The sequence below is a fragment of the Streptomyces sulphureus DSM 40104 genome (assembly GCF_000381025.1).
Lineage (GTDB): Bacteria > Actinomycetota > Actinomycetes > Streptomycetales > Streptomycetaceae > Streptomyces > Streptomyces sulphureus.
The window spans coordinates 152310-166757 of record NZ_KB905818.1; the positions used below are offsets into that span (position 1 = coordinate 152310).

Sequence of the window (14448 nt, forward strand, 5' to 3'; positions counted from 1 at the left end):
TCGCACTGCCGGCCGGTTGGATCAGCTCGCGGACCACCGCACGGGCGAGCGGCTCGGGACCTCGGACGAAAGGAACCCCCGATGACGAGTTCCCCCCTCACCGGAAGCGGTACCGGCGGCCCGCATCTGCGGCTCGTCTGGCCGGAGTGGCAAGGCGCCGGTGCGGCCATGGTCGGTGAGCTCCTGCCCGAGTTCCCGCACGCCACCGCCCGCCGCGGCTACGTTGCCGGAAACCGGGTCCTGCAGGCGATGTTGCCCGCGCACGACGGGCCCTCCGAGACCGTCCCCGTTCCCCTCGACGACGAGGGCCTCGAGGAGCGCGACGGCGTCGAGGCCAAGGCCGTCCTGACCGGCCAGCTCGCCGCCGGTCTGGAGCTCATCGGTCGTCACGACCCGGCGCGGATCACCACGCTCGGCGGCGATTGCTCGGTCAGTCTCGCTCCCTTCTCCGCCCTGGCGCACCGCTACGGCGACGACCTCGCCGTCGTCTGGATCGATTCCCACCCCGACATCGGGACCCCGGACGGCGACTATCCGGGTTACCACGCCATGCCCGTCGCCCACCTCACCGGCCACGGCGACCCCGACGTCCTCGGCCTGCTGCCGGCCACCGTCGCCCCGCACCGCATCGTCCTGACCGGCCTGCACGAGTGGACCGACGACGCCTACCCCCACATCGAGCGGTGGGGCGTCCACGCCCTCGCCCCCGAGGACCTGCGCACCACCAGCCGGCCTCTACTGGACTGGCTCGCCGCCACCGGCTGCACCAAGATCGCCGTCCACTTCGACGTCGACACCATCGACAGCAACGAGATGGCCCTCGGCCTCGGGAAGATCCCCGGCGGCCTCACCGCCACCCAGGTACGCCGGATCGCCACCGATCTCCAGCAGGCTGCCGACGTTGTCGCCTTCACCGTCGCTGAGTTCGTGCCCCGTGACGTGCTCAACCTCCACCAGGTCCTGAGCTCCTTCCCCCTCGTCTCTTCCGGCACGACCGACTGACCCCCCCCGTTCTGAGGCACTGCGCCCACGTCCCTGGCGGGCTGTTCGAGATCCGATAGACCGGACTTTCCGCGACTGCGTCAGCCGCTCACGTGGTCTCCGCGCTCCCTCTTCGGGACCCTCAGTACATCCGGTCCGCCGTCGTCGCAGCGTGAGCCAGGAGGTCTGCGGTCTGGTCGAGGGCCGCGGGGTCCTCGCCGAGTTTGCTGGTGGCGACGCGTACGTACGCCTGTGAGGAGGGGGACGCACGGAAGCGGCTGCCCGGGGAAACGGTGATGCCGCGGGCTGCCAGCGTCACCAGCGCGGAGGTTTCGTCGGCCACGGGTACCCAGAGTGCGAGGCCGTCCTGGTTGCGGGTGGGTACCTCCCGTTCGGCCAGCCGCCCGGCGAGAGCCTCGCGGCGGTGGGCGTAGCGCCGGGCGGCGGCCTCGACGAGGGCGGTCGTACGCCGGTCGCGGAGCAGGTGGGCGAGGGCGCCCTGAAGTATGCGGCTGGTCCATCCCGTGCCGTACGTCCGCAGTACCCGCGTCTTCTCGACCACCTCACGCGGTCCGCCGATGACGGCGATCCGCAGGTCGGGACCGTAGGACTTGGAATAGGAGCGGACGACGACGGAACGGTCGGGCAACCGTGCGGCGAGACTGGCCCCGGGGTGCTGGGCCAGCGGGCCGATCCCGTCGTCCTCCAGCAGGAAAACGTGCGGGGCCGCCGCGAGCAGTGCGGTCAACCGGTCCGCTCGGTCGTGGCCGATGGTCCAGCCGCAAGGGGTTTGGGCGCGCGGTTGGTAGAGGAACAAGGCCGGGCTGGTGTCGAGCGCCGTGGCGAGGGACTCGGGCAGTGGGCCGTCGTCGTCGCAGTGCACCGGGACGGCTTCCGCGTCGCAGGCGTCCAGGATGTCCAGCAGCCGGGCGGCGGTCGGCTCTTCGACGGCGACCCTGTCGCCGGGCAACAGCAGCGCCCTGCAGAGCAGTTCCACACCTTCGTAACCGCCGCCGACGGCCGTCCACGCTTCGGGTTCGCCGGGCCAGTCGGCACGGACGGCCTCTTGGAGCGCCGGCGCGATGGCCGTCCGCGTGTAGTCGTTGAGACCGGGGACGGCGGCGCCCGCTTGCAGTGCTTCCTCCAGCGGCGGCAGCAGTGCGGGATCGGGTGCGGCGACGGCGAGGTCGAGCGTGAGCCGGTCACCGAGACTGCCGACACGTTCGAACCGCCTGGGATGAGGGACGCTGGGCGGCCCGCTCACGACGGTGCCCCTGCGTCCCCGAGTGATGATCATCCGGTGCTTACGGAGATGGCTCCACGCCTGCGCGACGGTCGCCGGGCTGACGCCGAGCACGGAGGCGAGGGCGCGCACGGTGGGCAACGGAGCGTCGGGAGCCAGCTCGCCCGAGCGGATCAGTTCGGTCATGGTGGCCGCGATGCCGGTCGCCGTGGTGTCGGTAAGGCGGGCTGCCAAGCCTGCCGCCGTCTGCTCACGCATCGCACCATCCTCTCAGGCGAGGAGTGCGTCGCCGGGCGAGATGCCGGAGCGGGAAATTATGTGCAATAACAAATCTTCTCTTGTTTGCTCTCTCGGCTGAACAATAGAGTCCCCGCATCACACACCACGTGGGACCCACGTCATGTGAAGCAGTGCGCCCGCGGAGCCGGCTCCGAGCCCCGGGCCTGTTCCCCCCTGCCGCGTCATGCATTTCCCGTATCCCGGCGAGAAGAGGAATCTCCGAAGTGCCACCCCCCGAAATTCGTCTGGGCCTGCGCGACTGGGACCACTTGGTGCCCCTGCGCTCGGGCGCCGTCGCGACCCCCGGCTTCCGTCTCACGCTGGACGCGCGGGAGGTGACGCCCGACGTGCTGTCCGAGTCCGGGCTCGACGGAGGCGAGACGTCGTTCAGCCGCTACGTACAGGCGCGTGCCGCCGGCGACGACCGGCTGGTCGGGCTGCCCGCCTTCATCATGCGCGGCTTCCGGCACCGGTGCGTCCTCGTCCGCAGGGACAGTCCGCTGACCGCTCTCGACCAGTTGAGCGGCGCCCGGATCGGGCTCACCGGCTGGCCCGACTCCGGCAACACCTGGACCCGGGCGCTGCTGCGCCGCGTCGGAGTGGACCTGACCGGTATCACCTGGCGAGTGGGCGAGTTGACGGCGGGTGAGGCCGGGAAGGACCGGATGGGGTCACGCCCCGTGCCCGACAACGTCTCCGCGCTGGGGGAAGGCGAGACACTCCAGGGGGAGTTGGCCGCAGGCCGGCTGGACGCGGTGCTCACTCCCTTCATGCCCGACGAGATGTTCACCGCCGAGAGCCGCTTCCGGCAACTGCTCCACGACCACCGTGCCGCCGAGCGCGCCTACTACGCGGCCACCGGGTTCGTACCGGGCATCCACCTCGTGACGCTCAAGCGCGAGGTCGTGGAAGCACACTTGCAGCTTCCTGAGGTGCTGCTGGACGCGTTGGAGCGGTCCAAACGGCACTGGGTACGGCGCCGTCGCCTGCTCGCCGACACCACGCCGTGGCTGCTGGGCGAACTCCTCGACTCCGGACGGACTTTCGGCGAGGACTGGATGCCGTACGGCACCGCGGCCAACGCCCCCATGGTGCGGGCCTTCTGCGAGGAACTGCACGCGCAGGGCATCTGGCCCGAACCCATCGACCCCGCCGTGGTCTTTCCGGGGCAGCCGCTGGAGCCCGCCGTCGGGCGCGCGTCCGGGGCCCCGCCCTCGGTCGGACTCGACGCGGGGACCCGGGCTCCCTCCGGACGCTGACCTCCGCCACTTCCCCTCCGTTCCTCTCACTGGAGCCGCCTCATGCGTATCGCCACCGGACAGTTCGCCGCGTCGCCCGACTGGCAGGAGAACCTGGATGCCTCACGTTCCCTGACGGTGCAGGCGCAGGAGGGCGGGGCTGACCTGCTCGTCCTGCCCGAAGGCGTGTTGGCGCGCTTCACCGAGGACCGGCACCGCATCCGCGAGGTCGCCCAGCCGCTCGACGGCCCGTTCGTCTCCGGGATGCGTGCCGTGACGGCGGGGAGTCGCACCACCGTCGTCGTGGGCATGCACGAACCGTCCGGCGACGGGCGGGTGTTCAACACGCTGGTGGCCCTGCGCGACGGCGAACTCGTCGGCACCTACCGCAAGCTCCACCTCTACGACGCCTTCGGCGACCAGGAGTCGGCGCACGTGCGTCCCGCCGACGAACCGCCCGCCACGATCGAGGTCGGCGGCACCCGGGTGGGGCTCATGACCTGCTACGACGTTCGGTTCCCCGAGCTCGCCCGGCTCCTCGTCGACGCCGGTGCCGACGTTCTGGCGCTGCCCGCGGCCTGGGTACGCGGACCGGCCAAGGAACGGCACTGGGAAGTCATGATCACCGCCCGTGCGTTGGAGAACACCTGCTGGGTGGCGGCGAGTGGCGAATGCGGGCCCCGCAACATCGGCAACAGCCTGATCGTCGATCCGCTGGGTACCCCGCGCTCCCGGCTCGGATCGGCCCCGGGACTGGCTTGGGCCGAGGCCGACCCCTCGGTCACCTCCGCCGCGCGGCGGACCCTGCCGGTGCTCGAGAACCGGCGGTTCGCAGTCGATCCCGCCGTACGCGCGCCCGCCACCGTGGACGCCTCCCGCAGGGCGGCTCACGACCTCGCGGCACGCGCCTGAGCTTCCCCTCTCCCTTCCTTTGCCCTCCGGGAGGAGGACCTGATGAAGACGCCGCGTCCGCGTCGGACCGCCGCCCTGGCGGTCGGGCTCGCCACCGCAGTGCTCGGTTCGGCGGTCGCCGCCTGCGGTGCCAACCCGCCCGGTGCCGAGGACACCGTGCAGAACTCCGCGAAGGCGAAGGCCGTTGACCTCCGGCAGCCCAAGGACCCCGCTCTGCACGCCAGGCTGCCCGCGAAGAACCGTGCCTCGGGCAAGCTCGTCTCGGTCAACAACGGTTCCTTCCCGCCGTACGAGATCGCCGGCTCCGACGGGCACAGTCTCACCGGCGCCTCGACCGATCTCGTCACGGCGATCGGGCACATACTCGGTGTCCGCGTACAGCACATCACGGCCGACGGACTGCCGACGCAGCTCACCGGTATAAAGGCGGGCAGGTTCGACTTCGCCTTCGGGCCCGTCGGCGACTTCAAGGACCGGCAGGCGTCCAACGATTTCGTCGACTGGGTACGGGAGTTCGTGGTGTTCGCCGTGCCCAAGGGAAACCCCGATCACATCGACTCCCTCTCGGACACGTGCGGGAAAAAGATCGCGGTGATGGCCGGAGGCTCCGCCGAGGGCGTGATCAAGGAGCAGACGAAGAAGTGCGTCGACAAGGGCAGACCTGGCGTGCAGGTGCAGTCCTACAAGGACCAGCCCGCCTCCATTCTCGCCGTCCGCTCGGGCCGCGCGCAGGCGTTCTTCTCTTCCCAGTCCCCGCTCACGTATTTCGTGGCGCAGGCCAAGGACCAGCTCGAACTCACAGGGGTCGGAAAGTCCAACGGTTTCGAAGCGCTCTATCAAGGTGCTGTCGTTCCCAAGGGATCGCCGCTGCGTGACGTGCTGAAAGAGGCCATCCAAAAGCTCATGGACAACGGCACCTACCAACAGATCATGCGGAAGTGGGGCGTCAAGGCCAACGAGCTGGAGAAGGCCGGCGTCAATCTCGCGGTCTCCTGACCTCGCACCGCGTCCTCCCACTCCACGACTCCCGCCCCGTCCCGCCCGTGTCAGCACAGGAGGTGGACCGAATGGCCACCGCGAAACCCCCGCCCGCACAGGGAAAGAACGATGCCGACGATGCCACGGAGAATTCTCAGGCCCCCGGCGGTGGCGCAGACGTGGTGGACGTCGCAGGCGCCGCACCCGTCCGGCACCCGTTGCGCTGGCTGGCGGTCGCGGTTCTCGCCGTGCTCTTCGCACAGCTCGTGCACTTCCTGACGACCAACGACAACTTCGAATGGGACGTCGTCGGCAGTTACTTCAACGCCGAGATCATCGGCCGGGGCATCGCCACGACGCTCGAACTCACCCTCGTCGCCATGGCCATCGGCATATTCGGCGGCGTGCTGATCGCCGTCGGGCGGATGTCGGAGAACCGCGTGCTGAGCGCGGTGTGCGGTGCCTACGTATGGTTCTTCCGCGGAGTGCCGGTCCTGGTGCAACTGGTCCTCTGGTACAACATGTCGGCGCTGCTTCCCCGCGTCTCCTTCGGCATACCCTTCGGCCCCGAACTCGTCAGCGGCCAGACCAACGAGCTGATCACTCCTTTCCTGGCCGCAATCCTCGGGCTCGGGCTCAACGAGGCGGCATACATGGCGGAGATCGTCCGCGGCGGCCTGCTGGGCGTCGACCCCGGACAGACGGAGGCCGCCTCCGCGCTCGGCATGGGTCCGGCCCGTGTACTGCGCCGGGTGGTCCTGCCGCAGGCGATGCGCTTCATCGTCCCGCCGACCGGCAGCCAGGTCATCAACATGCTGAAAGCGACCTCGCTGGTCAGCGTCATCGCCCTCTCCGACCTGCTCTACACGGTCCAGTCGATCTACAACCGCACGTTCGAGACGATTCCGCTGCTGATAGTGGCCTGCCTGTGGTACCTCGTCATGACCACGGTCCTTTACATCGGCCAGTCGTACATCGAGCACCACTACGCGCGAGGCGCCGACCGCAACGCCAAGCAGAGCTTCTGGGACTTCGCGTTCTTCCGCCGGCGCCCTGCCCACGCCGGTGCCGCCGGAGCGGCGACCACCACGGAGGAGGACAAGTGACAGGCCACGACGGTACGCAGACGCCGATGGTGGTGGCTCACCAGGTCCGCAAACACTTCGGACAACTCGAGGTACTGAAGGCCGTCGACCTGACGGTGGGGACGGGCGAAGTGGTCGTCCTGCTCGGCCCCTCGGGCTCCGGGAAGTCGACGTTCCTGCGCTGCATAAACCGCCTGGAACGACTCGACGGCGGATCGATCCACGTACAGGACGAGCTGATCGGATTCCGGCGCACACCGGCCGGAATCCGCCACCTGAAACCACGTGAGGTGACGAGGCAGCGCCGCGACATCGGCATGGTGTTCCAGCACTTCAACCTGTTCCCGCACCTGACGGCACTGGCCAACGTCATCGAGGCACCAACGGGTGTGCTGCGGGAGCCGAAGAACGAGGCGCGCGCACGGGCTCTCGAGCTGCTGGAGCGGGTCGGCCTCGCCGACAAGGCGGACGCCTACCCGCGCCAGCTCTCCGGCGGGCAGCAGCAACGCGTGGCGATAGCAAGGGCGTTGGCCATGCGGCCCAAGCTGATGCTCTTCGACGAGCCGACCAGCGCGCTCGACCCCGAACTCGTCGGCGAGGTGTTGGCCACCATGCGCGATCTCGCGCGGGACGGGTTGACGATGCTGGTCGTCACGCACGAGGTCAACTTCGCCCGGGAGGTGGCCGATCGGGTGGTGTTCATGGACGGCGGCCGCGTACTGGAGAACGGCAGCCCGCAGGACGTACTGGACAATCCCGCACACCCGCGCACCCGTTCCTTCCTGAGTCGCTTCCTCACGGCCTCACCCGCGCCCGAGCGGTAGGCGTGCGGGTACGGGGAACCCGGTAGAGGCACGTCCCGGTACGCCCCAGCCTCACGGCGTGACGGCGCTGGGCGGCCGGAGGGCGAGAGGCAGGCGGGGGTCGCCCGGTCTCCGAGGCCGGGGCGCCGTTCGGATTCAAGGCGCGGGATCCGTGCCGCGTCGTCCTGTGCGTCGCGGCGCAGGTCCCTGTCCGTACTCCGAGCCAACGGAGTGCGACGAACGAGTTCCCGCTTACGATGCCGTCTCTCCGGTGGAACGACGGCAAGTCGGGCCGGGAGCCCGGCAGTTGCGCCACTCGGCGACAATCGTCCGGCAAGAGGCGGAACCCGCCGGGCACGAGGGCGGGACCCCGCAGGCCCGGGGGCCTCGCAGAACGTCGCACACTCGCCGGTCCGACGGGCCCGGCGGCGAGGAGTTGGGCATGGGGGCGCAGGACGCGCAGGAGACGGCCGGGAGGCTGCGGGCGATCACCGACGAGCTGTCGGACCGGTTCTACGAGCGGGCCGACGTGTTGCGGACGCTCGTGGCGACGCTGCTCGCCGGGCAGCACTCGTTCGTGCTCGGCCCGCCCGGCACGGCCAAGTCCGAGATGGCCAGGGAACTCACGGGCAGGATCGAGGGGGCTGCCTACTGGGAGATCCTCCTGTCGAAGTTCACGGCGCCGACGAAGATGTTCGGCCCCGTCGACGTCGCGGCGCTCACCAGGGGCGAGTACCGCCAGATCTTCGACGGCCGGGCCACCACCGCGCACGTCGCGTTCATAGACGAGATCTTCAAGTGCTCGGCGGCGGCGCTCAACGAGACCCTGGGGTACCTCAACGAGCGCCTCTACCATCCCGAGAGCGGCGGCGAGCCGATCCGCTGCCCACTCATAGGGGCGATCACGGCGAGCAACGAGCTGCCGAGCGGGGAGGACTCGGCCGCCATCTACGACCGGCTGCTCGTGCGGATCGAGGTCGGGTACCTGGAGGACCCCTCCAACTTCGCCGCGCTGGTGCGCTCCGCCGTCAGCCGTCCCGAACCGCCGAAGCGGACCACGGTCGAGCTGGCCGCGCTGGAGCACGCCGTCACCCGAGCCGTCCCGGCCGTGGAGGTCCCGGAGACGATCGTCGACGCGGTGTGCACGCTGCGGGCCGCCCTGCGCCGCAGGGAACTCGTCGCCTCCGACCGCCGGTGGCGGCAGGCGGTGGGGCTGCTCCAGGCGTCGGCGTACCTCGACGGGCGCCCGGCGGTCGGCGAGACGGACCTGTCGGTGCTGACGCACGTGTTGTGGGACTCCCCGTCCGAGCGCCAGACCGTCGAGCGCGAGGTGCTGCAGCTCGTCAACCCCGACGCCAAGGAGGCGCTCGCCCTCGCCGACACCGTCGAGGAGCTGGAGGCCCAACTCGACGCCATGGCAGGGCAGTCCCGCGAGGCGCTGAGCGAGTGGGTGATCAGGGAGGCCCACAGCAAGCTCGCGAGGGCGGGTAACCGGCTGGAGCAGTTGCGCGAGGAGGCGGCGGGGGCCGGCCGCTCCACCGCCGCCATCGACCGGGTCACCGGTCGGCAGCGCGCCGTACGCGCCCGCCTCCTCACCGAGGCGCTCGGTGTGGACGCGAGCATGGTGCAGGGTCGGCCGTGAGCACCGGGGAAGCGGGCAGGCTCGACGAGTTGGCGAGCGGTGCCGGCACGTGGGTGGGCCTCTCCGACGCGGCCGACGAGCGGCACACGGCGGCCGTGGTCGCCGACCGTTTCGACCGGCTCACGTGGCGCGACACGTACGAGCAGTCGGCAGGACTGCGCGACCTGGCGGACGAGTTGGGCCGGCACCACGAGCACGCCCGCGACCTCCTCGCCGACGTCTTCCACGCCGCCCACGCCCGGCCCGCCCCGCGGTTGCGCGAGCCCGCCGAGATGGACCCCGCACGGCTCGTCAACCACCGAGTCGTCGACGCGCTGCGGGAGTCGCCCGGCTTCGCCGAGCTGCGCAGGGAGACGGCAGGAGACCCCTACGTCGCCGCCATGGCCGTCCTCGCCCAGGCCGCCGCGCTCCGCCGGATGCTGGAGTGCCTCCGGGACGCGCAGGCGCCGGCCGAGCAGGCGCGAGCGGCCCGGCAGGCGGCTGCGGAGGCGGCGGCCGTGGTGGGCGAAACGCTCCAGGGGGCCGCCGACGCGGCGGACGCGGACGGCGCGGTCCCGCCCCGGGCCGCCGACGCGGTGCGGCGGGCGGTCACGGCGGCCGAGGCCGCAGACGCAGCCGGAGCGCAAGCCGCGCAGGCGACCGCGCAGGCGCTCGGGGCGGCTGGGACCGGCGTGCGCGCCACCGCACGCACGGCGGCTGCGCAGGCCGCCGAGACGGTGCGGGAGGAGGCCGCACTGATGCGGGCCTGGGGCGTCGCCCCCGGCGAGCTGGAGCGGATGCCGTTCGGCGAGCGTGCCCGGCTCGCGGAGCGGCTGCGTACCGGCCGTCTCGCGGAGTGGGCCGAACTGCTCGGCCGCTTCCGGCAGATGGCGAGCGGCGAGCGCGCCCGCAGGGTGGAGAACGCCACGGGGGAGCTGGTCGGCGTCACGCTCGGCGACGACCTCTCCCGCGTCGTCCCCTCCGAGCTGGCCAACCTCGGCCTGCCCGAGATGCGTGCGGTCTTCGCCGCGCGGTACGCCGCCGGGGAGCTGATGCTCTACGACAGCCAGGGGGAGCAGGCCACGGGGCGGGGCGCCGTCGTCGCCTGCGTCGACACCTCGCACTCGATGCTCGTAGAGGGGCCGGGCGGGGTCACGAGGGAGGCGTGGGCCAAGGCGTGCGCCTTGACGCTGCTCGACCAAGCCCGCCGTACGAAGCGGGAGTTCGTCGGCATCCTGTTCTCCTCCGCCGACAAGCTCCGCGTCTTCCGCTTCCCCGCCGACGGGTCCGCCGGCCTCGCCAGGACGCTCGACTTCGCCGAGACCTTCCTCGGGGGCGGCACCAGCTACCAGACGCCGCTGACGGCCGCCGGCGACCTGCTGGCCGAGGAGTTCGACGACACCGCGCGCGCCCGCGGGGACATCGTGCTGCTCACGGACGACGAGTGCGACGTCACGGAGGCGTGGATGCGCGGTTGGAACGAGGCCAAGCGCACGCTGGGGTTCCGGGTCTTCGGTGTGGCCGTCGGCGCTCCGCGCGCCGCCGAGGCCGGCTCGGTCCTCGACGCCCTGTGCGACAACCTCCGCTCGATCGAGGACCTCACCGACGTCCACGCCGCCGCCGACCTCTTCCGCGTCATCTGACCGGCTGCGCCCGGGGGTTCAGGGGAGCCGGAAAGCGTCGGCGAGCATGCGCAGTTGGCTGCCGAGCAGGGTGGCGGCTCGGTGGCCCATGCCGGTGTACTGGCCCGTGACCTCAAGGCTGACGGTGCCGTGGAGGTGGGACCAGGCCAGTACGGTGCCGGCGAGGGCACCGGCGGCGCGGGGAGCCTGCGGATCGAGAGCGGTGTGGGCGCGCAGCCAGTCCACCGCCGCGGTGTCGGTCTGCATCCACGTCCGCATCTCGTCGGCGACGGGCTGCACTTGGGCGGTCGGCTCGCCCTCGGCGAAGACGGCGACGAACGGGCCCATCGCCGTGCGGGCGCGCTCGACGGTGTCGGCCGGGGACGCGTAGCCCGGCGCGGGCGGCCCCTGGATGAGCAGGTAGCGGTGCGGTTCCCCGACGGCCCAGTCGAGGTAGGCCCGGCCGAGGGCGAGGAGGGTGGCGCGGGGGTCCTGCTGCCGCGGTACGGCGTTGATCGCCCGGCCGATGTCGTCGTAGGCGGAGCGGACCAGGTCGTGGAGGAGTTCGTCGCGGCCGGCGAAGTAGCGGTAGAGGGCGGGCCCCGACATCCCTATCCGTCGCGCGATGGAGTTGAGGGCGATGCCCTGGACGCCGCTCTCCGCGACTTGGCGCAGGGCGGCGGCCCGGATCTCCTCTCGGACCTGTTCCCGGTAGCGGGCGCGCGGTCCAGCGGGCGCGGTCATCCGATCTCCTCCGTCGTGTGGTGGGGCCTCCCCTGCGGGCCTCGGCCAGCATATCGGCTCACTCGCTTGCGATGGGCATTCGGAAGAGTTATAAGTTCTAACCATGGATAGAGAAGCAAACGCCTCCGCGGCGACCACCGTCCGTGATCTGCACGTCGTCTTGGGTTCCGGGCCTGCCGGCACGACGCTCGCCGAGGAGCTCGCCCGGCGCGGGCACGAGGTCCGCCTCGTCGACCGCTCGGGGAACGGCCCGGCTCCCGAGGGCGTGCGCCGCCTCAAGGGCGACGTCGCCACGGTCGAGGGGGCGAGGGCGGCGATCGAGGGGGCGGCCGTCGTCTACCACTGCGTCAACGTGGCCTACCACCTCCAGGTCGAGGTGATGCCGGCCATCCAGGACGCCGTGTTGGCCGCGGTCGAGGCGGAGGGTGCCCGTCTCGTCGTCCTCGACACCCTCTACCCGTACGGAGAGACGCACGGCGAGGTCATGACCGAGGACACCCCTTGGCGTGCCACGACCGCCAAGGGCCGGATGCGCGCCGCCCTCGACGAGCGCTACCTGGCCGCGCACCGCGACGGGCGCGCACGCGTCGTACTGGGGCGCTCGGGGGACTTCGTCGGTCCGAGGGTCCTCAACTCCACACTCGGCGGCGGCGTCTTCCCCGGCGCGCTGACCGGCACCGACGTCTTCGGCCTCGGGGACATCGACCTGCCGCACAGCTACACCGACATCCGCGACGTCAGCGCGGGCCTCGCCACCCTCGGCGAACACCCCGAGGGCGACGGCCGCGCCTGGCACTTGCCAACCGCCCCCGCGCGCACCACGCGCGAGATCTTCACGCTGCTCGAAGAGCACGTCGGCAAGCCCCTGAAGCTCACCGTCACAACGGAGCCGCGCCCGTTCGGCCCCTTCGACGAGACGTTCATGGACTCCTACGCGGAACTCTTCTACCAGCACCTGGAGCCGCAGGTGATGGACTCTTCGGCGATCCGGGGCGCGTACGGCCTTCAGCCCTTCGGGCTCGAGGACACGGTGCGGGACACCGTCGCCTGGTATCGGGAGTTCCTCGGGGTGTGAGGGCAACTGCCCGGCCGGCGGCGGCTGTCGGTGACGAACGACCCGCGGAGGGGCCTACTACGGCGAGCTCCCGGAAGCAGTCCATGGAGCGAGGCCCGTCCCCGCCGGGCCGGGAGACGGCTTCTCCTGGACGGTGTCCCTCCGCGAGCGTCCCGGAACGACGGTTGCTGCGCGGCCCCGGGACAGTCGTGCACTTTGGGCCCAACCGGCCCTCGAGAGCGCCGAATGCAGTGGTGAATCAGCCAAGTCCCCCGGTTCCTGGCCAGAAGGACGGTTGTCAGGAGAAGATGCCTGCCGATGACTGTCAGTGCCGCAGCCGAGGCAGGGGGACCCAGCAGGTTCGGTGTCTTCGCCCACCTCACCGCGCAGAACGCCGTGCTCTACCGCCACGTGATGCGGGCGTTCGTCTTGGCGAAGGAACACACCCGCGTGCCGTCTACTCGTCGCGGACCTCGTAAATCCTAGCCGCGGCAACCACCAACAGGCGGGCCGGTAGCGGTGGTTGCGGCCGGTCGGCGAGCCAACCTGCTGCGATTCCGGGACGATGCGGGGCCCAGGTCAGCCGACGCGTGCCTCGTGAAGTGGGGAGAACGCGCCCTGCCCGACAGTCCGGCCAACCGGAGCACGACGAGATGTGGAACAGGCGGCAACGGCTCGATCCGCAAGCACTGGCTGCCCGAGGGCTGCGCCACGTTCGGGCAACTCCTCCTGCCCGGCGCCTCGGGCAGACTGCTGCGCGCCAACGCCTTCTTCGGCGGGACCGGTTCGGGCAGGCCCCGCTCTGGTGTTGGTCTGCTAAGCGGTGTTCGGCTTCGTGCCGAGCGTGCTCGCGACCGACGTGGCCGGAAGGCCGCTGCGAGCGCCCTTGAGCGGCGGCCCGAGCCCCAGCTCGCCTGACTCGGTCGGTGAAACCGGCGCCTTCGAGAGGCCGGTCGCACCCCTTGCCGAGCGGAACACCCGTGATGCGGTTGCCGACGCAGCGGGTCGCGAAACCCGGACCGGGACCGCCGCGTGATCATCGTCATCGCGGACACATCCGGGCTGCACGGCGCTCGACTCCGCTCATGCCAAACACCAGGCACCGAAAGAAACGATCACGACAGCGGCCAGTCGGCGACATCCCCGTCGCGTGCGCGCTCCACCGGATGCCGCCGGAAGCGCCCCGGTGGGGTTGACCATTCGTTAGCGTCCACGAGAAGCGGGGTTAACCCCCGATTCGCTTGACTCCTGCTCATGGAACTCCTCGGTCACCTCCTCGCCCGCCTCGCACTCGATCTCACCGCGGTGTCGGTGCTGACGTTCGCTCTGTACTTCCCCCGGCACCGGCGCCGGGACCTGGTGCCCGCCTACCTCGCGCTGAACGTCTCCCTCTTCGCGGTCGTCGCGGCGCTCGCGCAAGTCGGTGAGGGGGGTGGGCTGGCGCTCGGGTTCGGGCTCTTCGGGGTGCTGTCGATCGTCCGGCTGCGATCGGAGTCGATCCAGAGCGAGGAGGTGGGCTACTACTTCACCTCGCTCGTGCTCGGGCTCATCTCCGGCCTTCCGCATGTGCCGTTCCCCGTCGCTGTCACGCTCTGCGTGCTTCCGCTCGCCGCCGTGTACGTCGCCGATCACCCGCGGCTCTTCGCGCGTACCTACCGGGCCGTCGTCACCTTCGATGCCGCCGTGACCGAGCCGAAGGCGATCGACTCCTACATCCGGGCGCGGTTGGGGGAGCCGCTGTCGTGGAAGGTGCAGGAGGTCGACTACGTGCGCGACCTCACTCTCGTCGACGTGCGCTACCGCCCCTCCGGCGCCGATGCGGCCCGGTACGACACCGAAGCGGTCGGCCGTCTGAACGGGTCGGCCGTATGATCGCCGGCCGGCCGTC

At 71.0% G+C, this 14448-nt stretch carries 12 protein-coding genes; 10 read left to right on the plus strand and 2 right to left on the minus strand.

Annotated elements, in window-relative coordinates; translation table 11 throughout:
* The first annotated feature begins 81 nt into the window (after positions 1-81).
* Positions 82-1002, plus strand: coding sequence for an arginase family protein (locus F603_RS0117875; protein WP_019547349.1), 921 nt, complete (start codon positions 82-84; stop codon positions 1000-1002).
* A gap of 121 nt (positions 1003-1123) precedes the next feature.
* Here the strand turns inward: F603_RS0117875 and F603_RS0117880 are convergent, their stop codons facing one another.
* Positions 1124-2482, minus strand: a complete 1359-nt coding sequence (locus tag F603_RS0117880) for an aminotransferase class I/II-fold pyridoxal phosphate-dependent enzyme (protein ID WP_019547350.1) — start codon at positions 2480-2482, stop codon at positions 1124-1126.
* A gap of 245 nt (positions 2483-2727) precedes the next feature.
* Between F603_RS0117880 and F603_RS0117885 the strand changes: the two genes are divergently transcribed.
* The 7 genes from F603_RS0117885 to F603_RS0117915 all read left to right on the plus strand — a co-directional run bounded on the left by F603_RS0117885 (position 2728) and on the right by F603_RS0117915 (position 10783).
* Positions 2728-3762: a substrate-binding domain-containing protein gene (locus F603_RS0117885; protein WP_019547351.1), complete on the plus strand. Its 1035-nt coding sequence runs from the start codon at positions 2728-2730 to the stop codon at positions 3760-3762.
* 42 nt (positions 3763-3804) lie between these two features.
* Positions 3805-4653 carry a nitrilase-related carbon-nitrogen hydrolase gene (locus F603_RS32330; RefSeq protein WP_019547352.1) on the plus strand — a complete coding sequence of 283 codons (849 nt, stop codon included), beginning with the start codon at positions 3805-3807 and terminating at the stop codon, positions 4651-4653.
* A 42-nt stretch (positions 4654-4695) separates the two neighbouring features.
* Complete coding sequence (locus F603_RS0117895; protein ID WP_019547353.1) at positions 4696-5649, plus strand: ABC transporter substrate-binding protein; 954 nt, start codon at positions 4696-4698, stop codon at positions 5647-5649.
* Positions 5650-5720: 71 nt separating this feature from the next.
* On the plus strand, positions 5721-6737 hold the full coding sequence (locus F603_RS32335) for an amino acid ABC transporter permease (RefSeq protein WP_078503686.1): 1017 nt from the start codon (positions 5721-5723) through the stop codon (positions 6735-6737).
* A gap of 26 nt (positions 6738-6763) precedes the next feature.
* Positions 6764-7540 carry an amino acid ABC transporter ATP-binding protein gene (locus tag F603_RS0117905; protein WP_037956355.1) on the plus strand — a complete coding sequence of 259 codons (777 nt, stop codon included), beginning with the start codon at positions 6764-6766 and terminating at the stop codon, positions 7538-7540.
* Positions 7541-7961: 421 nt separating this feature from the next.
* A complete protein-coding gene (locus F603_RS0117910; RefSeq protein WP_019547356.1) occupies positions 7962-9161 on the plus strand; it encodes an AAA family ATPase in 1200 nt (399 codons plus the stop codon).
* Positions 9158-10783, plus strand: coding sequence for a VWA domain-containing protein (locus F603_RS0117915; protein WP_019547357.1), 1626 nt, complete (start codon positions 9158-9160; stop codon positions 10781-10783). Before F603_RS0117910 ends, F603_RS0117915 begins: the two co-directional genes overlap by 4 nt.
* An 18-nt stretch (positions 10784-10801) precedes the next feature.
* Here the strand turns inward: F603_RS0117915 and F603_RS0117920 are convergent, their stop codons facing one another.
* On the minus strand, positions 10802-11506 hold the full coding sequence (locus F603_RS0117920) for a TetR/AcrR family transcriptional regulator (RefSeq protein WP_019547358.1): 705 nt from the start codon (positions 11504-11506) through the stop codon (positions 10802-10804).
* A 103-nt stretch (positions 11507-11609) separates the two neighbouring features.
* Between F603_RS0117920 and F603_RS0117925 the strand changes: the two genes are divergently transcribed.
* Together F603_RS0117925 and F603_RS0117930 are read left to right on the plus strand one after the other, a co-directional pair.
* Entirely contained in the window at positions 11610-12581 is a 972-nt protein-coding gene (locus F603_RS0117925; RefSeq protein ID WP_019547359.1) for an NAD-dependent epimerase/dehydratase family protein, read from the plus strand.
* 1233 nt (positions 12582-13814) lie between these two features.
* The gene (locus F603_RS0117930; RefSeq protein WP_019547360.1) at positions 13815-14432 is read left to right on the plus strand and encodes a DUF4956 domain-containing protein; all 618 of its coding nucleotides are present in this window, start codon (positions 13815-13817) and stop codon (positions 14430-14432) included.
* Positions 14433-14448: the final 16 nt, after the last annotated feature.